Origin of the sequence: Moorena sp. SIO1F2 (assembly GCF_010672755.1) — a bacterium.
Lineage (GTDB): Bacteria > Cyanobacteriota > Cyanobacteriia > Cyanobacteriales > Coleofasciculaceae > Moorena.
Genome location: NZ_JAAHFV010000069.1, coordinates 1 through 21,821, shown reverse-complemented (window position 1 = coordinate 21,821; position 21,821 = coordinate 1). Strand labels below are relative to the sequence as shown.

At 43.2% G+C, this 21,821-nt stretch carries 21 protein-coding genes and 1 pseudogene; 17 read left to right on the top strand and 5 right to left on the bottom strand.

Annotated elements, in window-relative coordinates; all coding sequences use genetic code 11:
• Nucleotides 1–50: 50 nt before the first annotated feature.
• Nucleotides 51–2,045 carry a tetratricopeptide repeat protein gene (locus F6J94_RS11520; protein ID WP_367142194.1) on the bottom strand — a complete coding sequence of 665 codons (1,995 nt, stop codon included), beginning with the start codon at nt 2,043–2,045 and terminating at the stop codon, nt 51–53.
• Nucleotides 2,046–3,125: 1,080 nt separating this feature from the next.
• Nucleotides 3,126–3,260 (bottom strand): hypothetical protein, encoded by a 135-nt coding sequence (locus F6J94_RS11515; protein ID WP_293039999.1) that lies wholly within the window; start codon nt 3,258–3,260, stop codon nt 3,126–3,128.
• Nucleotides 3,261–3,542: 282 nt separating this feature from the next.
• Here F6J94_RS11515 and F6J94_RS11510 point away from each other — a divergent pair, with 282 nt between their 5' ends.
• Nucleotides 3,543–3,896: a DUF433 domain-containing protein gene (locus F6J94_RS11510; RefSeq protein WP_293039996.1), complete on the top strand. Its 354-nt coding sequence runs from the start codon at nt 3,543–3,545 to the stop codon at nt 3,894–3,896.
• 264 nt (nt 3,897–4,160) lie between these two features.
• Here F6J94_RS11510 and F6J94_RS11505 read toward each other — a convergent pair whose 3' ends face one another.
• The gene (locus F6J94_RS11505) at nt 4,161–4,373 is read right to left on the bottom strand and encodes a hypothetical protein (RefSeq protein WP_293039993.1); all 213 of its coding nucleotides are present in this window, start codon (nt 4,371–4,373) and stop codon (nt 4,161–4,163) included.
• A 97-nt stretch (nt 4,374–4,470) separates the two neighbouring features.
• Here F6J94_RS11505 and F6J94_RS11500 point away from each other — a divergent pair, with 97 nt between their 5' ends.
• A complete protein-coding gene (locus F6J94_RS11500; RefSeq protein ID WP_293039989.1) occupies nt 4,471–4,740 on the top strand; it encodes a hypothetical protein in 270 nt (89 codons plus the stop codon).
• Between the two features lie 6 nt (nt 4,741–4,746).
• Here the strand turns inward: F6J94_RS11500 and F6J94_RS11495 are convergent.
• Nucleotides 4,747–5,417: pseudogene (locus F6J94_RS11495) on the bottom strand (Uma2 family endonuclease).
• Nucleotides 5,418–5,480: 63 nt separating this feature from the next.
• A complete protein-coding gene (locus F6J94_RS11490) occupies nt 5,481–5,669 on the bottom strand; it encodes a hypothetical protein (protein WP_293039986.1) in 189 nt (62 codons plus the stop codon).
• On the opposite strand from F6J94_RS11490, the gene F6J94_RS11485 reads away from it, so the two are divergent.
• From F6J94_RS11485 to F6J94_RS11415, 15 genes are all read left to right on the top strand, one after another.
• Nucleotides 5,669–5,911 carry a hypothetical protein gene (locus F6J94_RS11485; protein ID WP_075898082.1) on the top strand — a complete coding sequence of 81 codons (243 nt, stop codon included), beginning with the start codon at nt 5,669–5,671 and terminating at the stop codon, nt 5,909–5,911. The two genes, F6J94_RS11490 and F6J94_RS11485, sit on opposite strands and share 1 nt — an antisense overlap.
• Before the next feature lie 448 nt (nt 5,912–6,359).
• Nucleotides 6,360–7,439 (top strand): hypothetical protein, encoded by a 1,080-nt coding sequence (locus tag F6J94_RS11480; protein ID WP_293039983.1) that lies wholly within the window; start codon nt 6,360–6,362, stop codon nt 7,437–7,439.
• A 393-nt stretch (nt 7,440–7,832) separates the two neighbouring features.
• A complete protein-coding gene (locus tag F6J94_RS11475; RefSeq protein ID WP_293018320.1) occupies nt 7,833–8,855 on the top strand; it encodes a glycosyltransferase family 2 protein in 1,023 nt (340 codons plus the stop codon).
• A gap of 103 nt (nt 8,856–8,958) precedes the next feature.
• Nucleotides 8,959–9,111, top strand: a complete 153-nt coding sequence (locus tag F6J94_RS11470) for a hypothetical protein (RefSeq protein ID WP_293039980.1) — start codon at nt 8,959–8,961, stop codon at nt 9,109–9,111.
• 769 nt (nt 9,112–9,880) lie between these two features.
• Nucleotides 9,881–10,450, top strand: coding sequence for a glycosyltransferase (locus F6J94_RS11465; protein ID WP_293039977.1), 570 nt, complete (start codon nt 9,881–9,883; stop codon nt 10,448–10,450).
• A 265-nt stretch (nt 10,451–10,715) separates the two neighbouring features.
• Nucleotides 10,716–11,327, top strand: a complete 612-nt coding sequence (locus F6J94_RS11460) for a glycosyltransferase family 4 protein (RefSeq protein ID WP_293039974.1) — start codon at nt 10,716–10,718, stop codon at nt 11,325–11,327.
• A 21-nt stretch (nt 11,328–11,348) separates the two neighbouring features.
• On the top strand, nt 11,349–13,106 hold the full coding sequence (locus F6J94_RS11455; RefSeq protein WP_293039971.1) for a glycerol-3-phosphate dehydrogenase/oxidase: 1,758 nt from the start codon (nt 11,349–11,351) through the stop codon (nt 13,104–13,106).
• An 80-nt stretch (nt 13,107–13,186) separates the two neighbouring features.
• Nucleotides 13,187–14,032, top strand: a complete 846-nt coding sequence (locus F6J94_RS11450; RefSeq protein ID WP_293039968.1) for a hypothetical protein — start codon at nt 13,187–13,189, stop codon at nt 14,030–14,032.
• A 30-nt stretch (nt 14,033–14,062) separates the two neighbouring features.
• Nucleotides 14,063–14,791 carry a class I SAM-dependent methyltransferase gene (locus tag F6J94_RS11445; RefSeq protein WP_293039965.1) on the top strand — a complete coding sequence of 243 codons (729 nt, stop codon included), beginning with the start codon at nt 14,063–14,065 and terminating at the stop codon, nt 14,789–14,791.
• Nucleotides 14,792–14,872: 81 nt separating this feature from the next.
• Nucleotides 14,873–15,895, top strand: a complete 1,023-nt coding sequence (locus F6J94_RS11440; RefSeq protein WP_293039962.1) for an NAD(P)-dependent oxidoreductase — start codon at nt 14,873–14,875, stop codon at nt 15,893–15,895.
• Between the two features lie 165 nt (nt 15,896–16,060).
• The gene (locus F6J94_RS11435) at nt 16,061–17,266 is read left to right on the top strand and encodes a polysaccharide pyruvyl transferase family protein (RefSeq protein ID WP_293039959.1); all 1,206 of its coding nucleotides are present in this window, start codon (nt 16,061–16,063) and stop codon (nt 17,264–17,266) included.
• 43 nt (nt 17,267–17,309) lie between these two features.
• A complete protein-coding gene (locus F6J94_RS11430) occupies nt 17,310–18,740 on the top strand; it encodes a Coenzyme F420 hydrogenase/dehydrogenase, beta subunit C-terminal domain (RefSeq protein WP_293018303.1) in 1,431 nt (476 codons plus the stop codon).
• A gap of 177 nt (nt 18,741–18,917) precedes the next feature.
• On the top strand, nt 18,918–19,946 hold the full coding sequence (locus tag F6J94_RS11425) for a lysylphosphatidylglycerol synthase transmembrane domain-containing protein (RefSeq protein ID WP_293039956.1): 1,029 nt from the start codon (nt 18,918–18,920) through the stop codon (nt 19,944–19,946).
• A complete protein-coding gene (locus F6J94_RS11420; protein WP_293039953.1) occupies nt 19,939–20,697 on the top strand; it encodes a DapH/DapD/GlmU-related protein in 759 nt (252 codons plus the stop codon). The genes F6J94_RS11425 and F6J94_RS11420 overlap by 8 nt, the downstream gene beginning before the upstream one ends.
• A gap of 112 nt (nt 20,698–20,809) precedes the next feature.
• Entirely contained in the window at nt 20,810–21,784 is a 975-nt protein-coding gene (locus F6J94_RS11415; RefSeq protein ID WP_293039950.1) for a sulfotransferase, read from the top strand.
• Nucleotides 21,785–21,821 lie beyond the last annotated feature (37 nt).

Sequence of the window (21,821 nt, the reverse complement as noted above, 5' to 3'; positions counted from 1 at the left end):
TGATTGGGAATAGTGAGGGGTTTCAGTCTGGTAAAATCAAGATTAGCAAATTAATGGAGTTTGGAAGAGTGGCGTTTCCAGTAATTTTGGTAGTTTATACGTCTCTTCTGTGCTGGCGGTATTTGTATCCTGTATTGTTCTAGTTTAGTAACAACATCTACAGGAAAGATGGTTTTCAGGTCACGGCTGAGAATCTTGTCAACTAAATTCTGGGTTTTGCTCCGTTCAACATATTCAATGGCTTCTGTGATATTATTCAATTCTAGGCAAACTTCTACCATGCTCCTATAAAGTTTGTTCCATTCTTCTGCTTGCTTGCGTTTGCTTTCATCACCAGAAACGATTTCCTCCCGCAAAGATTCTACGGTGTCAATGGCAAATTTAAATTTGGTGTAAGCTAAAGTAAACTGGTTACTACCTTTGTAAGTCAGCCCTAGGTTGAATAAAGTTTCTGCATGGTTTTGGGGAAAAGCGTCAAAGGTTCTTACTGTAAGAGCCTTTTGGAAACAAGCGATCGCCTGTTCTAAATTCTGTGCTTTCTGACCTATGATTCTGTCAGAGTAAGCAAGACCGAGATTGTTTTGAGTACCTGCCCAACCTTCGGTAAAAGCTTTACGGGTGCGTACTTCTAAAGCCAATTGGTAGCAAGCGATCGCATCTTCTAGGTTTTGTGCTTTCTCACCTTCGATTCTTTCTAAGTAAGCATTACCGAGATTGTTTTGAGTCATTGCCCAATCAATAGGAAACCCCTCACGGGTGCTTACTTCTAAAGCCAATTGGTAGCAAGCGATCGCATCTTCTAGGTTTTGTGCTTTCTCACCTTCGATTCTTTCTAAGTAAGCAATACCGAGATTGTTTTGAGTCGTTGCCCAATCAATAGGAAACCTCTCACGGGTGCGTACTTCTAAAGCCAATTGGTAGCAAGCGATCGCATCTTCTAGGTTTTGTGCTTTCTCACCTTCGATTCTGTCAGAGTAAGCAATACCGAGATTGTTTTGAGTCCTTGCCCAATCAATAGGAAAAGCGTCGCGGGTGCTTACTTCTAAAGCCAATTGGAAGCAAGCGATCGCATCTTCTAGGTTTTGTGCTTTCTCACCTTCTATTCTTTCTAAGTAAGCAGCACCGAGATTGTTTTGAGTCGATGCCCAATTAATAGGAAACCTCTCACGGGTGCTTACTTCTAAAGCCAATTGGTAGCAAGCGATCGCATCTTCTAGGTTTTGTGCTTTCTCACCTTCGATTCTTTCTAAGTAAGCACTACCGAGATTGTTTTGAGTCGTTGCCCAATCAATAGGAAACGCCTCACGGGTGCGTACTTCTAAAGCCAATTGGTAGCAAGCGATGGCATCTTCTAGGTTTTGTGCTTTCTCACCTTCGATTCTGTTACGGTAAGCATTACCGAGATTGTTTTGAGTCATTGCCCAATTAATAGGAAACCTCTCACGGGTGCGTACTTCTAAAGCCAATTGGTAGCAAGCGATCGCATCTTCTAGGTTTTGTGCTTTCTCACCTTCGATTCTTTCTAAGTAAGCATTACCGAGATTGTTTTGAGTCATTGCCCAATCAATAGGAAACGCCTCACGGGTGATTACTTCTAAAGCCAATTGGTAGCAAGCGATCGCATCTTCTAGGTTTTGTGCTTTCTCACCTTCGATTCTGATACGGTAAGCAAGACCGAGATTGTTTTGAGTCCTTGCCCAATCAATAGGAAACCTCTCACGGGTAAAAACAGTTAGTGCCACTTCATAGCCAGTGATGGCAATTTCCATAGTGCTGGCTTTGTCACCCAAGGGGAATTCCTGAATTAGATTGCTAAAATTGCCAATATCTGCTGCTAGGGATTTTGCTTCATCTGCTTCCGCTTCCGCCAGCTTACTTGTTGCCCAATCTCGCAATTTTTCTGCTAACGTCTGATTAAGTTTGTCGATATTTGCTTTCAGTAATGGATAAACTACCTGCTGATCAACATTACTGTCTGCGGTTGCTTGTATAACCTCTAAGAGAAAGTCAAGTTGGGCATCAGATGTATTGTCAGGCATTGCCATCAACTGCTATACAATAGTTATTGAAACATTATAGCGTTTCTTAAGAAGTCAGAATTCAGTGCGTAGGGTGAACAAAATGATATTATCTAGAATTGTTAAAAGAACCAAAGGGTTTTTGCCCACCCGACAAGCTTTGCTGACTGGCGCGTAGCGCTATACCTAATTGCAACACTGAGATGCACCTAACCAGTCCTGCCATGTGAGAAAATTGTACTCGTTTATTAGCAACAAGTACTAGTTAATGAGAAACTAGTACTTGTTAAGAAGAAACCGATACCCGTTTGTTACACACCAGTACTGATTTTTGTAAACGAGTACTGGTGTGTGAGAAATTAGTACTCGTTAGGAAGAAATGGGTACTGGTGTGTTATAAATGATTACCTGGTCTGGTGTATTGTTAACCCTTGAGCCTTATAGCCCTATTGCCTATTGCTTACTCCCTGCTCCCTAAAAGCCCAGACGTTGTACCTAACAGCAATTGCAAACCGCTGTATTGATAATTGTGATATTTTTGCCATCATGGAAGTAACTCCTATTTAGGTGGGAGGAAAACCGCGCTGGCCTCGCTTAATGGTTTTAACCAGCGCGGTTATTAGTCTCAGTCTCAATATCTATAGTATAGATAAATCCTGAAAAAGATGCAAGGGGTAATTTATTTTTTTGACATTTATTTACAAATACTAGTGTTAGGGATTGATGCACTCAATTATGGATAAATTATGATAGCAATGTAAGTCTAGTTTAGGACATTTTTTTTATTTAAAAGGTAACAATAACGTAAGTATTCAGCAATCAGCTATCAGTTTAAGCGCTACGCGCACGCTACGCGAACAGCTATCAGCTAATGCGCACGCTACTTGAGGTGCTTTTGAATAAGCGATGCAGCGCTAAATTTCTGGGGGGGTTTCCCCCCCTTGGCCAAGGGTTTGGTCTGATAGCATAGGATCACATCCGAAAGTTTCGGATATTCTTCTGACATAGGTCATTGAAATAGCTGTGGATAGTATTTCTACGGCTATTTTTTTTTAGAATTGATAATTTAGAATTGATAATTAAGAATTAAGAATTAAGAATTGATAATTAAGAATTGAGAATCGGGAATCGGGAATCGGGAATCGGGAATCGGGAATCGGGAAGAGTGTGGGGCGGGGGCGCGGGGAGTGTGGGAAGTATGGCAAGTGTGGAAATTTTATTATAATTTTTGCCTAATTTCATGCATTGAGATGCACCCAATACTTGTGGTTTAATAACCTTCCCAACATCATCAAAGTATGATAAAATTCTTAATTGTAACTAGCTAATAAGCTAATACAGCGTTTTCCATAACTAAGAGGTACACAGGATTTTTACCTCTTGCCTCTTGCCTCTTGCCTCTTACCTTCCCCTCCTGGGAGGGGTTAGGGGTGGGTTCCTCTTACCTACTCCCGACTCCCGACTCCCGACTCCCTATTCCCTATTCCCTATTCCCTATTCCCTATTCCCTTTCCTATCAAAAAAATGCAATTAGAAGACTATTTTAACTTCCTCAGTGTGGACGATATTCGGCTCAAAGGCACAAGAATAGGAATAGAAACTATTCTCTATGATTATATCCATCGTGCCCGCACTCCCGAAGAAATTGCCGAAACTTATCCATCCCTAAATCTAGAACAGGTCTACGCCACTATTCTTTATTATCTACACAATAAAGAAATGGTCAGCCAATATGTTGCTGACTGGTTAGAGTGGAGTCACCAACAACTGAAAGCACAGCAACTTAACCCCTCGACTTCTGCGCTGCGATTGCGGAAGTTGAGAGCAGAACGGAAAGTAATGAAAAAAGCTGATGACTCTCAACTATCTATTGGATGAAAATGTCAAATCGGGAATCGGGAATCGGGAATCGGGAATCGGGAATCGGGAATTTAGAATTTAGAATTTAGAATTTAGAATTTAGAATTTAGAATTTAGAATTTAGAATTTAGAATTTAGAATTTAGAATTTAGAATTTAGAATTTAGAATTTAGAATTTAGAATTTAGAATTTAGAATTGGGAATTGGGAATTGGGAATTGGGAATTGGGAATCGTGAATTGGGAATTGGGAATTGGGAATCGGGAGTAGTGTGGGAGTTTTATTATTTAGCGTTATGTAAGCATTCAGCTTCGATGTAAGCTAACATTTCCTCAAATTGTGAATCGTCCTGATATTTTCCAGCCAATTTTAGCCAAGGATTTTCTTGAACTTCTAATTCGTTCTGGAGTACATTAAATACAGCTTTTTTTCCCTCTAAAGGTAATTGCTTTACTAACATGATGACTTGCTCAACTGTTATATCTAAGGTAGGCATACCGATGACGTCACGTTGTAAATTTATACTTGTTTTATTATAGTTTCAGTGGCTGGAACGGGCATGTTGGTGGCATGGGCATGTTGGTGGCATAGGCATGTTGGTGGCATGGGCATGTTGGTGGCATGGGCATGTTGCTGTGGAATGGGCATGTTGGTGGCATGGGCATGTTGGTGGCATGGGCATGTTGGTGGAATGGGCATGTTGGTGGCATGGGCATGTTGGTGGCATGGGCATGTTGGTGGAATGGGCATCTTGCCCGTTATCAATCTTTGGCGAGCCGGTCTCTAAGCCACCCTACGCAATTCCCGACTCCCGACTCCCGACTCCCTGCTCCCTACTCCCTACTCCCTATTCCCTTTCCTAGATCCAATTACCAAATACTGCTTAAATCCAAAACAAAACCAGGGAGAACCTCTTCTCCAGATAGAGTTGTCGGAAATTCTAAAATTTCTACTGGTTTCCCCTGACGATAACTCTCAATTCGTCTATTTTCCCGATCGATTAACCAACCCAAACGGGCTCCATTTTCTTGATACTCCTGCATTTTTGCTTGTAGCGATGCAGCGCGGTCTTGGGGAGGCAGCGCGGTCTTGGGGGTTTCCCCCATGAGCGACTGCCGTGGTTTCCCCCATGAGCGACTGCATCAAGACATCTCTTGAGAGAATCAGTAGGAGAGCGCAACTCAACCACAAAATCAGGACACAAAGGCACAAACTTTTGTTTTTGCTGTAGAGTCAAAGTGTCCCATCTTTCTTTAGTTATCCATGACGCATCAGGAGAGCGGTCGGCATTATTAGGTAGTTTAAATCCACCAGAAGAGTCAAAAACAACCCCTAAATTATGCTTTCTATTCCATGCTTGTAATTGATAAATCAGATCAGCCTTGCGATTGCTGGTTTCTCCACCAGTTGGAGACATGATCACAATTTATCCCAATACAGTACGTTCAAAGCGATAGTCACGGTTATCTTGACAAAATTGCCAAAATTGCTCATCAGTTAGTTCAACGATTCCCTTTAAGTCTAGGGTAATGGTATCCATGATTATCGATCGTGATATATCTCTTTGGTTTTTAATATAGCGGTTTTCAATTAGGTGAGGTTTTTAGGGAACAGGGAGCAGGGAACAGGGAATAGGAAACATCACCTGCAACCTTGGCCAATAGGCCACGCTTCGCGAACAACCAGCTAACCTACCCGACACCGAACGCCAAGGGCGAACAACCTGCGATCGCATAAACAAAGCTAGACTAAGGACAATTACCCAAGTAACACTAGCGGGGAATCTCAACAATGCTCAAACCCAAATTAACCTTGATTGCTTTCCTATCAACCACTGGAATTGCCAGTGCTGTTTTGTTGGGTTCAGTTAGTCCAGCTGAATCTTGTATGTACAAGAAGTCCATTAACTACATAAGAGCTGAGCAAGTGAATTGGTTACGCTCTCCTTGGGCAGCGGTTATTACCTTGCCAGGATTAGCTATAGCAGCAGCTTTGTACCTGGGTAATCGCTATTATCTAAGCGATCGCCAGTGAGCTTGTCAGCATTCAGCCGTCAGCATTCAGCCGTCAGCTTTGTGGCACAGGCTTCTAGTTTGTGGCACAGGCTTCTAGTTTGTGGCACAGGCTTCGACGCATCGGACCTAACGTAGCGTGGCCAAAGGCCAAAGCTTACCTCTTTTATTCACAAGCTGATAGCACCTCAAGTAGCACCTCAAGTAGCGCATTAGCTGATAGCTGATAGCACCTCAAGTAGCATGGGCATTAGCTGATAGCTGATATAGCAATCCGTGTAGGAATTGTGCGAATTTTTGTTCCCTGTTCCCTACTCCCTACTCCCTGCTCCCTGTTCCCTGTTCCCTGTTCCCTGTTCCCTTGGCTATAGCTGATAGCTGATAGCTGAATGCTGATAGCTGAATGCTTACCAAAAAATTGATTACAATAGTATAAAATATACTAGTCCTAAATCAGTGGAGAAATCACTATGAGTCAGGAAGAGGAAGTAACTTATACTCAAAAGACAGAGCGCATCCAAGCCTTTACCCAACTGATTAAGTCAGTGGCTCCACTGATTTGGACTTTAGTAATTATTATTGTATTCATTCCCTTAGTCAGCAAACTTATCATCCCCCATTCGAGCAATCCGGCTCAAATTACCCCCTCTGCTGAATCAACAGTTGTTATTGAACCTCATCCCGACTTTAGTAAAGTTAATCAAGCAGTTGCTGATGCCGTCAAACAATCTCACGCCAGTGCTGAAGCCTTTGCCGCCCAGGAGTTAGATGTTTGGGAAGCAGAGTTAATCCCCCGTGTAGATAGTTTTTTGGATTGGTATTTTGATTATTTCAATCAAAAAAAGATGGAACTTTCAGTTCCGTTTATGTGGGGAGCGTCGGCTATCATGCATCAAATCAATCCCAACCTTCCCTCTGGCAAGCAAGCCATTGACGCCAAACTTACCGAGACATTCCAAAAAGAATTTTCTAAACGAGTACTAGTTCCTCAGAATGCTCAAATGAGGATGGAACTAATCACGAATGATACGATTGAATTATATATGGCTGAGTTGGGCAACAATCTTAGTGACATCCAAAGCCAATATCAAATTACTCAAGGTCAGTGGGATAGATATATTAACGAAATTTCGACCACAATTAATGATACGGAAGGAAACCTATCCAATATTTCCCTGAAATTGTTAATTGGCGGTAGTGGTTACTTGGTAGCTAAACCTATCCTGGTTTCCATGGGAGGAAAAGTAGCGAGTAAAGTTAGCAGCAAACTAGCTGGCAAAGCCGCTAGCAAAATGGCCGCAAAAACTGGTGGTTTAGTGGCAACTGAATTAGGAGCAAGTATCATTGATCCCCTGGCTGGTATCGGTTTATTGATTTGGGATGTTTGGGATTACCGTCACACCCTGAAAGTAGAGAAACCTATTTTACGCAGCAATATATTAGGATACTTACAACAGGTCAAAAAATCTCTGTTGAACAATCCAGAAACTGGGATTATGACAGCAATTTATCAGTTAGAAGATGGGATTTTACAGTCAGTTGAATCGTAAGCGGTCAGCGGTCAGCAGTAGGGTGCGTTAGGGAAGGGCTCGCCCTGATTGTGTCGCGGTTGCCAGTGTTGGGATAGCCCGTCCGAAAATTGTAACGGGCAGGATGCCCGTTCCACCCACCGGGTCAAACTGATTACTGATTCCTGATGACTGAAAGCTTACCTTCAACATTTAACCTTGGCCAATAGGCCACGCTACGCGAACAACCTTGGCCAAAAGGCCACGCTACGCGAACAACAAACCTTCAACAAACCTTCAACTTTAAAAGATTGATGAATTTGGTCTATAAATGTGCCTAATCCCTTGACATATCCCCAAAAGTTAGAGTAGACAATCAATAACATATGCTTACAGTTTAAACCGGATTGGATATTACTCAACCTGGGGCATCCTATGGAAATTTCCTTAATTAAACAAGGGCAATTAAATGCCCAGAACTGGTCTGGCAATAACATCACACCAGACCTATCAGTGGTGGTACCAATCTACAATGAGGTGGAGAGTTTGCCCCACCTGATTGATGCGATCGCATCCAGCTTAACCGATACTCAGCTCAGCTATGAGCTGATTTGTGTCGATGATGGCTCTACAGATGGTTCCACCCAACTGCTCAAGGAGCAAGTCCTCTCCCGCCCTAATGTGCGAGGGGTAATTTTGCGTCGTAACTATGGTCAAACAGCTGCCATGGCAGCTGGGTTTAATTATGCTCGGGGTCGTGCCATTGTTACCTTAGATGGTGACCTACAAAATGATCCAGCTGACATTCCCATGCTGCTTGTCAAACTTGAGGAAGGCTATGACTTGGTTAGTGGCTGGCGCAAACATCGGCAGGATGCGGCTGTAACTCGCTTACTGCCATCCAAAATTGCCAACTGGCTGATTGCACGCACCACTGGGGTTAAACTCCATGACTATGGCTGTTCTCTGAAAGCTTATCGCTCGGAATTGGTAGCGGACATGAACCTCTACGGTGAGTTACATCGGTTTTTACCAGCCTTGGCATTTATTGAGGGGGCAAGAATTACCGAGTTACCCGTGCGTCACCATGCTCGTCGCTATGGTAGTAGCAAGTATGGTCTGGGGCGAACGTTCCGGGTGCTAATGGATTTGTTGACCATCTTCTTCATGAAGAAATTCCTCACCCGACCCATGCATGTATTTGGATTACTAGGTCTGAGTTCCCTAGGCACGGGCATAATCATTGGGGCTTATCTGACCATTCTCAAGCTAGGACTGAATCAAGAAATCGGGGATCGGCCTTTACTGATCTTGGCAGTACTTTTGATCTCGACTGGTGTACAACTGTTTAGTCTTGGTCTACTGGGGGAACTACTGATGCGTACTTACCACGAATCTCAGGGAAGACCGATTTATCGGGTCAGAGAAGTGGTGTCCTCTAATGTTGAGCAACCTTAGTGATATCACTTAGAAATCCAGTTGGTTAGTGGCTAACCAAAGTATCATCAGCCCCCATTCACAATTTAAATTGTGAATGGGGGTGCTTTGGGGAGATAGGGAGATGGGGAGATGGGGAGATCTCACAGGGGTAGGTTTTTTACATTTGGGCGAGTACGTACTTTTATTGTCTTTATCCAGAGCACGAGTGGGGGAAATATTGTCAAGTACCAGAGCGCGAGTGGGGGAAACCACGGCAGTTCCATCAAGACAATGATGATTTTTAACAACAAATTAGGTATATTTTCTTATCCCCCACACCCGGTCACCCCACACCCGGTCACCCCACACCTAAGGTCTTTGTAAAAAACCTACCCTTATGAGGATGGGGAGATCGGGAGATGCTCAGATGCTAGACCAGCTTTTGCACAAGTGGCTCGTACTCAAATTTAAATGCATATTAGCTTAGCCACCAACCAAAGGGATTTCTTGAAGATTGGCAATTTTTAAAGATTATATGAAGTTTCTCATCAAGATTTCATTAAGCTCCAGATTACTCGTTGATTTGTATAATTTGTTTAGGGTTTAATTAAAAGAGAATTTTTTTGGAGAAAAAATCCCTTAAAACCAGTTCTGCATAACACTTATTTGTGCAGTAAGGTTCATCCTCAGGGAATAAATTAGGAGCAGTTTTAGTTTCTAGTTAAACAATTATTTAATCCATTTATATCGGTGTTTACCATTGAGTCATACATTCTTGCTCAGTGAAGGCTGTTAGTCATAGCTGAAATTAACCACTGGTTATTGTTAAATTATTTTAAGCTCTACCGTAAAATTACTGAGCAATAGTGAAGCTTTAATCAAGCTGGCTTGGAAAGCGGGCGCTCTTGCTCAGGGTGCTTTGAATAACATAGGGGGAGATCAACGTGTATTTAAAGAGCAAAACTAATCGGCTTAGAGATCGGCTTGAGGTCAAAAGCAGCAGGGATAAATGGACTGTCTGGGATAATAAACCAGTCTCCTATGATCAACGAAATGTCAGTAGGATGAACATTCTATTGCTCGCTCCTCATCCGTTTTATCAGAATCGTGGCACACCCATCGCAGTCAACCTGGTCTTGAAAGTGCTTTCTGAACGGGGAGACAAAGTTGATGTCGTGACTTATCCTGAAGGGCGTGACATCAATTATGAAAATATCAAGATATACCGAACCCCTAAGCTTCCTTGGGTTCGGAATATACGACCAGGCTTCTCCTGGAAGAAAATCGTCTGTGATGTTTTCATGTTGCTTGCTGTAATTCGCCTAGTGACTAAGAAACGCTACGATTTGGTTCATGCTGGAGAAGAATCCGTCTTTATTGGTTTAGGGCTCAAAATCCTGTGTAAGATTCCCTATATCTATGACATGGATTCATCTATAGCCCAACAAATGATTGAAAAGTATCCTTTGCTACATATTTTTTCGTCAATATTCAACTTTTTTGAAGGACTGGCTGTGAAGAATGCCAAAGTCGTGGTTTCAGTTTGCGATGCTTTGGCAGCAGATATTCAAAAGTACAAGCCCAGAAAAACTGTAGTTATTCCAGATATATCCTTGCTTAACTCTAATTTTTAACAAATTCCTAAAAAGTATTTAAAGTTAGACTAAATATTGAAACCCTCTAGACTTTAGAATTGGAGGATAAGAAATTAACTAATAATTGTTAATGATAAACAAAACCTATTGTTAGGATGCCCTAAGACTACGTTTTATTTTGTAAAGAAAGATAATTATCGTAAAAATGTGCAGTTTATTGTAAATTGTTGCTGAAAAATTCAACAGTTTCAAGTTCAAGATTCAAATTCAAGATTCAAATTCAAGATTCAACATTGGTGTAACTATGTATAGTACTATGTATAGTAATTTGAGACGTGAGCTAGCAATCGATAATCTACTCCTGATGTATGTAGGCAATCTGGAGACTTATCAGGGGATTGACCTACTTCTAGACAGCTTTGCGTTGACCCTTGAGCAGACTGATCAGGCTGAGTTAGTCATTATCGGTGGAGAAGCGGACGACATTCGGAAATACACGAATAAGTCTCACTGTCTTGGCATGCAACAACATGTCCATTTTTTAGGACCGAAACCAGTTGATGATCTGGCTATCTATCTGGAGCAAGCTGATATTTTAGTCTCTCCGAGAACTAAGGGTAAAAATACCCCGATGAAACTCTACTCCTATCTCGATAGTGGTAAAGTCTTGTTAGCCACAGATTTGCCAACCCATACCCAGTTGCTAGACAATCACGTTGCTCTGCTGAGGAGCCCAGATGCCAAAGCTTTCGCGGAGGGAATGGTGGCTCTGATCGCTGATGAAAAGCTACGACTGAGGCTGGGCAGTGCTGGCAAGAAATTGATTGAAAAAAGGCATACTTATGCGGCTTTTCGGCAAAAATTAAACAGTCTTTATGATTGGCTACATCACGAGTTAGTAGAGCATATAGCGTAAGCACCTAGTGTAAGACAAGTAATGAAAAGGAACCTAGTAGAGTTAGCCAGAAACTCTTACGACCTATTAGTGATCGGTGGTGGCATCTATGGAGCTTGCGTAGCTTGGGAAGCAACCCTCAGGGGATTGTCAGTAGCCTTGGTAGAAAAAGCTGATTTCGGTGGCGCTACCTCTGCTAATAGTTTGAAGACTATCCACGGAGGATTACGGTATCTCCAGCATGCTGACCTTAAAAGGATGCGTGAATCCATTCATGAACGCACCAGTTTAATGCGGATTGCGCCTCACTTAGTTCATCCATTACCAGTATTGATTCCCACCTACGGCCATGGCATGAAGGGAAAAGAAGTGCTATCTGTGGCACTTGCTATCAATGACCTGATCAGTTGCGATCGCAATCGCCAACTCGATCCCCAAAAACACATATCCAATGGTCGGGTAATCTCTAAGCAAGAGTGTCAGCAGCTGCTTCCAGGAATTCCCCAGGAAGGGCTAACTGGAGCAGCAGTCTTTTATGATGCTCAGGTCTACAACTCTGAACGGTTGACCCTCTCTTTTCTACGCTCAGCTGAGCAAGCTGGGACAGTGGTGGCTAACTACGTAGAAGTGACTGGATTTCTCCAAGCTGGAAATCGGGTTACGGGTATTCAGGGGCAAGATGTGTTAACTGGGAATCAATTCGACATCCGCGCCAAGACTGTGGTCAACACCAGCGGACCATGGACAAATCGGGTGTTAAGTTTACTAAACCAACCCCAGCAGCAACCCCAGCAGCAACCCAGAGTTCCCCTTGCCAAAGCCATGAACCTGGTGATTCGCCGTCCCCTCTGCCAAAGCTATGCTGTGGGTATTTCCACGCCATACTCCTATCGTGACTCCGATGCCATAGTTAACAAGGGGTCTCGCTTACTATTTATTGCGCCCTGGCGTGGTAAATCCCTGGTCGGTACATCCTATGCTGTTTGGGATCAAGACCCGGATAACTTCAAGATTACTGAACAGGATATTCAAAACCTACTCGATGACATCAACCAAGCATGGCCATCGGTTAAACTCAACCAAGCCGATGTCGCCTTCGTCCATGGTGGCTTGCTTCCTAGAACTGGCATTACTGAGACCGGAGAGCCACAACTGGCTAAAAACTATCAAATCTTCGATCATGCCAAAGAAGAATTGCCAGGATTGATCTCGGTGGTTGGGGTGAAATATACCACTGCCAGAGATGTGGCTGAGAAAGTCGTTAACCAGGTATTTCGGTCATGGGGGCAAAAGCCTCCCAAGTCCCTGTCATCAGTTACACCAATTTACGGTGGACACATCGAACAATTTGAAGTGTTTTTGCAGAGGGAAATCTTTAAGCAACCCTATGGACTGGGGCAGGAGGTAATGGGCCGCCTCGTGTATAACTACGGTAGTGCCTATCAAGATGTACTGCTATATTTGGAGCGAGGATCAGATCACTCCTGTACACCTACTGATGATTTAGCTGTACTCAAAGCTGAAGTCTTGTATGGGGTTGTTGAGGAAATGGCTCAAACATTAGGTGATGTGGTGTTCCGGCGGACGGAACTGGGTAGTGCTGGTCATCCCGGAAACGAGGCCCTCAGAATCTGTGCTGAGGTGATGGGGGCGGAATTAGGATGGAGTCGGTCACAAATAGAGCTAGAGTTAGACAAGGTGAATCACATTTTTAATGTTGGAGGTGTATTAAGTCAGGAGAAAAGTATTGGAATTGAAACCCTTAACGGTCCGGTAAGTTTAGCCCAGAAGATCCGTTGAGGTTTTGGTCCAAGATTTTAGCTGAATCTGCTGGAAGCAGCACCAGTTTATGGAAATCAGGGAAATTCTAACAGAAATCCATGGTAGCTACCGCTCAAAACCATCAATTAATCCTAATTGATGGTCACGTTCACCTTCATGACTGTTTTGATATCGATCAACTGCTGACCTCAGCTTGGGAAAATTTCCAGCAATTTTCTGGTCAAGCAGGTGATGGAGAAAATTTTCAGGCTGTATTGTTATTGACAGAAATAGAGCATCAAAAATGGTATAAGAAGTTAGCTGATTTAGCTCAAAACAATAATCAGTCTAGGGTAAGCCAGGGAAAAACTTGGATGTTCCACCGTACCCAGGAAGATTTATCCTTATATACCTGTAACGCCTTAGGGCAAGGAATGTTCTTAATTGCTGGTCGCCAAATTGTGACAGCGGAAAACCTGGAAGTATTAGCCTTGATCACTGACCAAAACCTTGAAGATGGTTTACCCTTAGACGTAACGATTAGAGCAATCCTTTCCGCTGGGGGAATCCCTATACTACCCTGGGGAGTTGGTAAATGGATCGGAAATCGGGGAAAACTATTAAATAAGCTCTTGGAAGACAATAATTTTCCCAAGCTTTTTCTAGGAGACAATGGTGGACGTCCTGTATTCTGGTCACGACCAGTTTTGTTCAAACAAGCAGAGAAAAAAGGATGGCGGATATTACCAGGAAGCGATCCACTTCCTTTGGCTTCTGAATATTGTCGTCCTGGAAGTTTTGGATTTACTATCCAGGGTTCCTTGAGTAATCAAGAACCAGGAAAAGATATCAAGGAAATGCTCCTCAATCCCCTGACACCTATTCAGGGGTATGGTTCTCTAGAAAACCCCTGGCGATTTATTCGTAACCAATTAGCAATTCGGTCTAAAAAAAATAGCAATTAAAAATAAACAAATGACTAAAGGAATTTAACAGTGGTTTCTACAGGTGATTTTCCCGAAACAGCCGATATCGAAACATCTTCTGATGATTATGCCTCCCGTTTTGCCGGGGAAATTGGGGCTTGGCTACTGAAAGTCCAGGAAGAGGCAACCTTGAAAATGCTGACTCCTTATCCTAAAGCCACCATCCTTGATGTGGGAGGAGGACATGGTCAACTCACAGGGGCTCTGATTCAAAATGGTTATCAACTAACTGTGCTTGGTAGTGCGGATGTCTGTAAGGGGAGGATTCAGAATTTTCTTGATGCTAATCTTTGTTCCTTCAAGGTGGGCAATGTTTTGGATCTACCTTACCCAGATGGAGCTTTTGATGTTGTGATCAGCTATCGATTCCTCGCTCATGTCACTCAATGGCAGTCTTTTTTAACAGAACTAAATCGAGTAGCAAAGCAAGCTGTCATCCTAGACTATCCTACAGTGAGGAGCGTAAATGCTATTGCCCCCTATCTATTTAAGTTCAAGAAAGGGTTGGAAGGAAATACACGAGAGTTTATCTGTTATCAGGAACATGAGCTTCTAGAATTTTTTAAATCTATTGGTCTGAGCAAAGCTGAGCGCTATCCTCAATTCTTTGTGCCTATGGTACTGCATCGTGCTTTAAAATATCCTAGCTTCTCTTCATTTATGGAGAAGTTAGCTCGACTATCAGGCTTGACTAATTTGTTTGGTTCACCAGTAATTTTAAAGCTTACCAAGACTTAAGCCAGATGCCGATTAAAATTAATTGTATAAACTTGCTTGGTGAAATTCCAATATTTTTTAGGTTAGCTCAGAAAGTAGAATATGGAAGATCCTCAATTCAAACTCCCAACTGGCAGTCGCGTCTTAGTGACTGGAGCTACAGGGTTTACAGGTTCAGTTCTTGTACGTAAATTAGTGGCACAAGGTTTAGATATCGTCGCTATTGCACGTCCTAGTTCTAAACTTGAGCCTTTCAATGACCTTAAAGTTGAATGGATTAGAGGGGATGTTTTTGATGAAGAGTTAATCAAAAAAGCCATAAAAGGAGTTAATTATATATTTCATATTGTAACTCCTTTTCGAGAAGCAAAATCTGCTGACAATGTTTACTATAATGTCCACGTTTTAAGCACACAATTGCTAGCCAAATACGCTTTAGAAGAACCCGATTTTAAGCGTTTTGTTCACGTTTCAACAATTGGTGTTCATGGTCATGTCGAAAATCCTCCTGGTGATGAAAATTGTCCAATGAATCCTGGAGATATATATCAAGAAACCAAACTAGAGGGTGAACTGTGGATCAGAGATTTTGCTAAAAAGGAAGGCTTACCAGTCACTGTGGTTCGACCCTCAGGAATCTATGGTCCTGGGGAGAAACGGTTTTTGAAAATTTTCAAAATGGTTTGCCGTAAGTGGATACCAATAATTGGCAATGGCAGTAACTTACTGCACTTAATTCATGTTGATGATTTGACCAATTTTTTTCTGCTATCATCAACCCATCCTAAAGCAGTGGGAGAAGTTTTTATTTGTGGCAGTAAGGAGGCGATTACTTTCCAAAAAATGGTCTCTATTATTAGTGAATACTATGGAATTTCCTTTAAATTTATTAGTTTGCCAGCTGCGCCACTGTTTGCCTTAGGGGATTTTTTGGAATTCATCTGTCGTCCCCTGGGTATAGAACCACCTATTTATAGAAGACGGCTAGCATTTTATACGAAAGACCGCTCCTTTAACACAGCCAAAATGATAAATTTACTGGGGTTTGTGCCTGTCCATTCCGATGAAGAAGGGTTAAAGGAATTAGCCCAATGGTATCTTGACCAAGGATGGATATCTCTTTGATTTGGGTTAATGGGTATTCAATCAGTGAAAACTGGCTGGTTATACTGAATGAGTAAGTTGAATGAGTAAATCCTGATTAGTATTCTGATTCCTAACTTCTTGGCACAACTATTTGTATCGTTCATCCCGTGAAAACGTAATAATTTGGTAGTGATTGAGGAAAAAATGAAAAAAATTACAGTTCTCGGTAACTTTTCAGGTCGCAATGCAGGAGATGCTGCTATTTTAGGCAATCTGCTCGATGATATTGCTGCAGCACATCCCGATGCGTTGTTTATAGTACCAACTCTCAACCCACGCTTCGTCAAACGCCATTTTGGCCACCACAATCTCAAGGCACTTGGATTAATGCCTTGGAATGGTGCTATTAAGATTTTTGGTTTGCCAACTTTCCGAGCAATGTTGCAAGCTGATCTGGTGCTAGTAACCGATAACATTCTGTTTGATCGCAAGTTACTCAACCCACTGTTTAACTATCTCTCCACAATTTCCTTAATCGCCCCAGCTTGTAAGGCACGCGGTATTGCGATCGCACTTTACAACGCCAGTCTAGGACCAATTACTACATCACTGGGCAAGTATGCTTTGCAAAGAGTTCTTGATGCTAGCCCAATGCTGATCCTGCGAGATCAGCAATCAAAGCAACTGCTTGACCAACAGAAACTGAATTACCAGGACGTTTACATCAATGCGGATTGCGCCATCAACACTACCCCGCCACCAACAGAACGCATGGAGGAGATCATAGGCAAAGAGGGGCTTTTCAAAAATCCGAAAGGCACTATTGGTTTCAATATCAATGCCTACATCGATAACTGGCGCAAGGATAACAAGACTTTTGGGCGCGAACGCTTTTTGCAGGCAATCGGGTCTACTCTCGACCGACTGATTGAGGAATTAGACATTGAGATTATGTATACCATCACCCAAGTGATGGATACCAAGATTACCAACGAGAGTTTGAAGTATGTCAAGCGACGCGATCGCATCCGGGTAATCAGTAATGCTACTTACACCTACCAGGAAATTGCTGGCTTGCTACAGCGGGTAGAAGTCCATGTGGGGATGCGGACTCATTCCGTAATTTTGGCTTCAGGAGTTCTCACCCCTGTAGTGGCCATTAACTCCTACCCTAAAACAGCAGGCTTCATGAAAACCATTGGTCAGGACAACTGGTTGATCAACTTTGATGAACTAACCACCAACACCTTGACAAATTTAATTAAGTCTGCTTGGGAACAGCGCCATGAAACGCGAGCGGCCATGACACCACTGGTGCAGCGGGAGCAAGCTAAAGCCCGCAGTAGCGTTGAACTGGTGAGCCAATTGTTGGCCCAGAGGCAGCAATCTGAGGTGCAAGTTACCGCTTGAGCCATTGTCTACTCATCCTTTGAGTACAGAGAGGTAAAATTATTTGAAAAAATCGAAGGCAACAGAATTAAGCATGTCTGAAGATGGCTATTTGCCACTTCACAAACAGCAGCAGACTGAGCCATTGTATGTGGTTCCCAAGGATCTGTGTACCCGTTGCGGTGCTTGCGATCCCATCTGCCCTGTAGACTGCATTTCCTTTGACGAACACCGATACCCAGTTATTGATACTAAAACCTGTGTTGACTGTGGACTCTGTGTAAAAGTTTGTCCCGGTATAGACTTTGACTACACTGCTCAGTATAAGAAAATGTTCGGCGTTGAGCAGGCACCAGAGGGGCTTGGTGGCATTTACGAGAGCGCCTTTTTGACTTTTGCTAACAATCCCCAGGTGCAGGCAGAAGGTAGTGGTGGTGGACTCGTTTCCCAACTGCTGATTGGTATGGTCAAAGAAGGGATAATTGATGCTGCCCTGACTGTGGGTTATGAGCCCGATGATCCCATCACACCCACACCTGTGATTTGCCGCACCGAGGCAGAAATTCGCGCCACGGCTGGCTCCAAGTATTGTGTTGTACCCCATGCCAAAGTCATACGTGACGTCAAAAAACTGGAAGGCAAGTTTGCCTTTGTCGGTGTAGGCTGTCAGATTGAGGGTTTACGCAAATTGGAGAAGGTCTATAAGCCTTTGGTACGTCGGGAAATCTTCACCATTGGCTTAGCTTGCCACGGCACCCTAGAAAAAGAAGGTACTACTGAGTTGCTATCCCACCGTCGTCTTCCCCAAGAGAAGATCAAGCGCTTCTTCTATCGTGGTGGTAACTTCCCTGGCAAGTTTCAGATCGAAACCCTCGACGGTCAGCGCCTCGACCTGCACAGGTTTGATTACAAGGATGGTGCCTATAATTACCTCTACCATCTCTATACACCCCAGCGTTGCCTGATGTGTCCTGACTATAGTGCTGAGTTTGCGGATATTTCAGTTTCCGACTTCTGGGTGCGCGGTGAGGATGGCGAGTACCTACACCCGGAAGGTACAAGCATGGTCATGTGCCGCACGGAACGTGGTCAAAAGATTTTACAACAGATGCGTGAATCGGGCTATATTACCGCTATGCCTTTAGGTAAGCAGGAAGTGGAAGCCAGTTTTGATCACCTCTACCGTGACAAACGTGTCTCTCCCTTCGTGCGTATCCAGTGGCGTGAAGCCCAGGGAATATCTGCACCCCAGTACCATTTACCGATTTCCCCACCAACTAAAGAAGACCACCGTCACGAGGGTTTGCGTCAGGCTACCTTTATTTTCTCTAAGCGCAAATGGATGCGCCAGTTGATGCTGGCCATCTTTTTCTCACGGTTTGGGGAAGTGTTTACAGCAGTGAAAATGCGCTACAAAGCCTTCAAGGCTGCACGGCGCTTACGCAAACAAGCAAAAAAAAGGCAAAAACAAGACCCTGCCTTGGATACCCAATAAATAATTGACATCAAGTAAGTAAGGTAAATCTAATGATCAGTATACATGAGCAAAACTCCAAAACCTCAATCTGGTAATAGTAGATAGTAAACCAATTACCAATTACTAATTACCAATTATTAATTACTAATTACAAATGACAAATTACCAATGAAAAATCTTTAACAAGCTCTTGGAATGCCGAAAAACTCGACACTACGTTTTGTCCGCATTGCTGGCACAACTGCACTATTAGTATATGTTGTTCACAAGGCAGGGTTGTTCAGCGCTGACGGACGGCGGGATTTGTTAGACACCTTCGTTCACGTCAAACCACCATTTTTGTTGGCATCGATTGGGTTTGGGCTGTTGCTTAATCTATCTAGCGCCTTCAAGTGGTACATGCTTTCGCGCTCTCGTGGCTTGCCAGTTAATCTTTGGCGGCTGTTTGCTTACTATATGGTTGGTCAATTCTTCAATCTGGTGCTGCCAAGCAGCATTGGGGGCGATGTGGTCCGGATGCATCAACTAGGGCGCTACACTGGACGCTACGCCGATGCTGTAGCCTCAGTCTTTGTGGAACGTTTCACTGGTTTGGCCACCCTGGTCTTGTTAGCAATGGTGGCAGTAGTGGTCAACCTGCACCTGTTCAACCTGCCCTGGTTGACTATTGGCCTTGCCATCGGGTCAATAGGCATTGCATTGATCTGCTGGTTGATTATTGACCAACGACCATTCCGATTGACCCAGAAGCTATTGGCAAGGCGTGTACCCTTGCTGCAGAAACTCTTCGTCAAGATTGAGAAATTTCGGCAAGCAGTGCTGGCCTATCAGAGTGACCCAGGGGCAATCTGGGGGGCTCTAATTAATTCTCTAATCTTCTACTTCTTAGCGGTCATGAATGTCTGGGTTAGTGCACTTGCCTTCGGCTCCAAGATCGATTTTGTCAGCATGCTCGTAGCAGTGCCAGTTATCCTCTTTATCATGAACTTACCAATCTCGATTGGAGGTATTGGTCTGATGGAGTTTGCCTACAGCTTCACTCTTGGGTTGGTAGGTGCTACCCCTGCACTAGCATTTTCAACGGCATTGCTGTTGAGAGCAAAGACCCTGTTCCATGCTGGAATTGGTAGTCTACTTTATCCGTTCGTCAGTGATGGTAGCCCCATCCGTGAGGGAGTACCGATGGAAGTGACGAACAAATACGGAGAAAATGGTGATGACTAGTAAACATGAACAGTTTCGCTTCAGCGCTGTCTCAGCTGATAGTAAAAGCTCGTTTATAAAAAAGTATCAGGATTTAGTCTTAGGTGATCGTAGTTGGAGGCGACTTCTACAATATGAACTGCTGACGCTGCTGGTAGGTCAACTCCCTGGTGCTCTTGGGCTAGGGCTGCGGCGCATCTTATACCCGCAGTTATTCGGTAGTGTGGGTAAAAATGCACTCTTCGGTCATCACCTCACCTTGCGTGCACCGGGTCGTATTCACCTGGGTAGCAATGTGGTACTCGATGACTATGCAGTACTGTCCGTAAGGGGTTTTGAAGATGAGCGGATTGAGATTAGTGATGGGGTGCAAATTGGTCGCTCGGCTCAACTCAAGACCCGTGCTGGCTCTATTTTTATCAGTGCCCATGCCAATATTGGTGCAGAGTGCCGCATTGACTCGACTACCGAAGTCCATATTGGTCAGCACTGCATTTTCGCTGGTCGTTGCTATTTAGGTGGTGTTAGTCACCAATTTGATCGTACTGACATCCCAATTGTCCAACAACCACTAGCAACTAAGGGTGGTGTACACATCGGTGATGATGTCTGGCTAGGAGCACATGTGATTGTTTTGGATGGGGTAACTATTGGTACAGGTGCAATAGTCGGTGCGGGTGCAGTAGTAACCAAAGACATTCCAGCATACGCGATCGCGATGGGTGTGCCAGCACAGGTGCGTGGTTCACGAAAGCCTGAGTCTGCCGAGTAATCAACTTGAGCATCTCCAAGGATGGTATGATGGGTTGATTCAACAGAGTGCTGTACATGTTGGTGCAAACCCCAATTTCAATTTCCGTTCTTATGCAAAGAGGAGATAAAAAATGAAAGAAACCTCAACAGAAACACCATTTTTTATCGTAGGTTGTCCGCGTTCGGGCACAACTTTGCTACAGGTGCTAATGGATGCACATCCGGATATTTGTATACCTCCAGAAAGTCATATATTTCCGCGCTTTTCCGAAAGTTTTGATGATTATGGAGATCTTAGCCAAAATTATAACTTAAAACTGTTTGTTAAGGACATTTTAAACGATGAACCAATCAAGCTGTGGGGTTTAAAAATATCAGTACCAGCTTTTTGTAGCAAGCTTCAGGAACGCTCGGTTAAGGGTGTTATTTCAAGGCTTTTTGAGCTTTATGCCGAACGGGAAGGTAAAAGTAAATGGGGAGATAAGACGCCGCAACATGCCATGTACTTGAAACAGATCAAGGCACTATTTCCCCAATCAAGAATCATCCATATTATCCGTGATGGTAGGGATGTAGCTGAGTCATTGAGTAGGGTTTTGATTGGACCAAAGAGTATCTATGGCATAGCCCATCGCTGGAAAAAATATATTCTATCATTCCAAGAATTCAAGAAGACTATTAATTCTCATGAGTTTCTAGAAGTTCATTATGAAAATCTAGTTAAAAATCCCAAAAAAGAACTGTCAAAAATATTTAAATTTCTTGGAGAAGATTATAGTGAGGATGATAGTGAGGTTGTTCAGGATATCCCTGAGACAGTAAGAAAACATCATTATCTTAAGGCTGCTACTCTTCATGACTCTTTGAACAAATCTATATCATCTCAAAAAATTGGTGTTTTTAAAAGCAAATTTAAAACCAGAGAAATTGAAATATTTGAATCCATAGCAGGAGAGGCTCTAACTGGTTACGGCTATTCTCTAGAAACTTCTGGAAAAACTCATATAAAACGAAAGGAAATGATAGTATTTTTTATAGAAGATTATCTACTGCGATATCTGAAAAAGTTTGTTAGACCGGACATGATGACTCTTATTCTGAGCTGAGCCTCAAACTTAATTTGCCTCGTAATAAGAGTCATCA

Excerpts from the sequence above, each read along its gene's own strand:
- F6J94_RS11440 (WP_293039962.1), top strand. The coding sequence starts at position 14,873 with ATGGAAGATCCTCAATTCAAACTCCCAACTGGCAGTCGCGTCTTAGTG.
- F6J94_RS11515 (WP_293039999.1), bottom strand. The coding sequence starts at position 3,260 with ATGAAATTAGGCAAAAATTATAATAAAATTTCCACACTTGCCATACTT.
- F6J94_RS11475 (WP_293018320.1), top strand. The coding sequence starts at position 7,833 with ATGGAAATTTCCTTAATTAAACAAGGGCAATTAAATGCCCAGAACTGG.
- F6J94_RS11460 (WP_293039974.1), top strand. The coding sequence starts at position 10,716 with ATGTATAGTACTATGTATAGTAATTTGAGACGTGAGCTAGCAATCGAT.
- F6J94_RS11420 (WP_293039953.1), top strand. The coding sequence starts at position 19,939 with ATGACTAGTAAACATGAACAGTTTCGCTTCAGCGCTGTCTCAGCTGAT.
- F6J94_RS11415 (WP_293039950.1), top strand. The coding sequence starts at position 20,810 with ATGAAAGAAACCTCAACAGAAACACCATTTTTTATCGTAGGTTGTCCG.
- F6J94_RS11470 (WP_293039980.1), top strand. The coding sequence starts at position 8,959 with ATGGGGAGATGGGGAGATCTCACAGGGGTAGGTTTTTTACATTTGGGC.
- F6J94_RS11455 (WP_293039971.1), top strand. The coding sequence starts at position 11,349 with ATGAAAAGGAACCTAGTAGAGTTAGCCAGAAACTCTTACGACCTATTA.
- F6J94_RS11435 (WP_293039959.1), top strand. The coding sequence starts at position 16,061 with ATGAAAAAAATTACAGTTCTCGGTAACTTTTCAGGTCGCAATGCAGGA.
- F6J94_RS11520 (WP_367142194.1), bottom strand. The coding sequence starts at position 2,045 with ATGGCAATGCCTGACAATACATCTGATGCCCAACTTGACTTTCTCTTA.
- F6J94_RS11465 (WP_293039977.1), top strand. The coding sequence starts at position 9,881 with ATGAACATTCTATTGCTCGCTCCTCATCCGTTTTATCAGAATCGTGGC.
- F6J94_RS11485 (WP_075898082.1), top strand. The coding sequence starts at position 5,669 with ATGCTCAAACCCAAATTAACCTTGATTGCTTTCCTATCAACCACTGGA.
- F6J94_RS11450 (WP_293039968.1), top strand. The coding sequence starts at position 13,187 with ATGGTAGCTACCGCTCAAAACCATCAATTAATCCTAATTGATGGTCAC.
- F6J94_RS11425 (WP_293039956.1), top strand. The coding sequence starts at position 18,918 with ATGCCGAAAAACTCGACACTACGTTTTGTCCGCATTGCTGGCACAACT.
- F6J94_RS11505 (WP_293039993.1), bottom strand. The coding sequence starts at position 4,373 with ATGCCTACCTTAGATATAACAGTTGAGCAAGTCATCATGTTAGTAAAG.
- F6J94_RS11500 (WP_293039989.1), top strand. The coding sequence starts at position 4,471 with ATGTTGGTGGCATGGGCATGTTGGTGGCATGGGCATGTTGCTGTGGAA.
- F6J94_RS11510 (WP_293039996.1), top strand. The coding sequence starts at position 3,543 with ATGCAATTAGAAGACTATTTTAACTTCCTCAGTGTGGACGATATTCGG.
- F6J94_RS11480 (WP_293039983.1), top strand. The coding sequence starts at position 6,360 with ATGAGTCAGGAAGAGGAAGTAACTTATACTCAAAAGACAGAGCGCATC.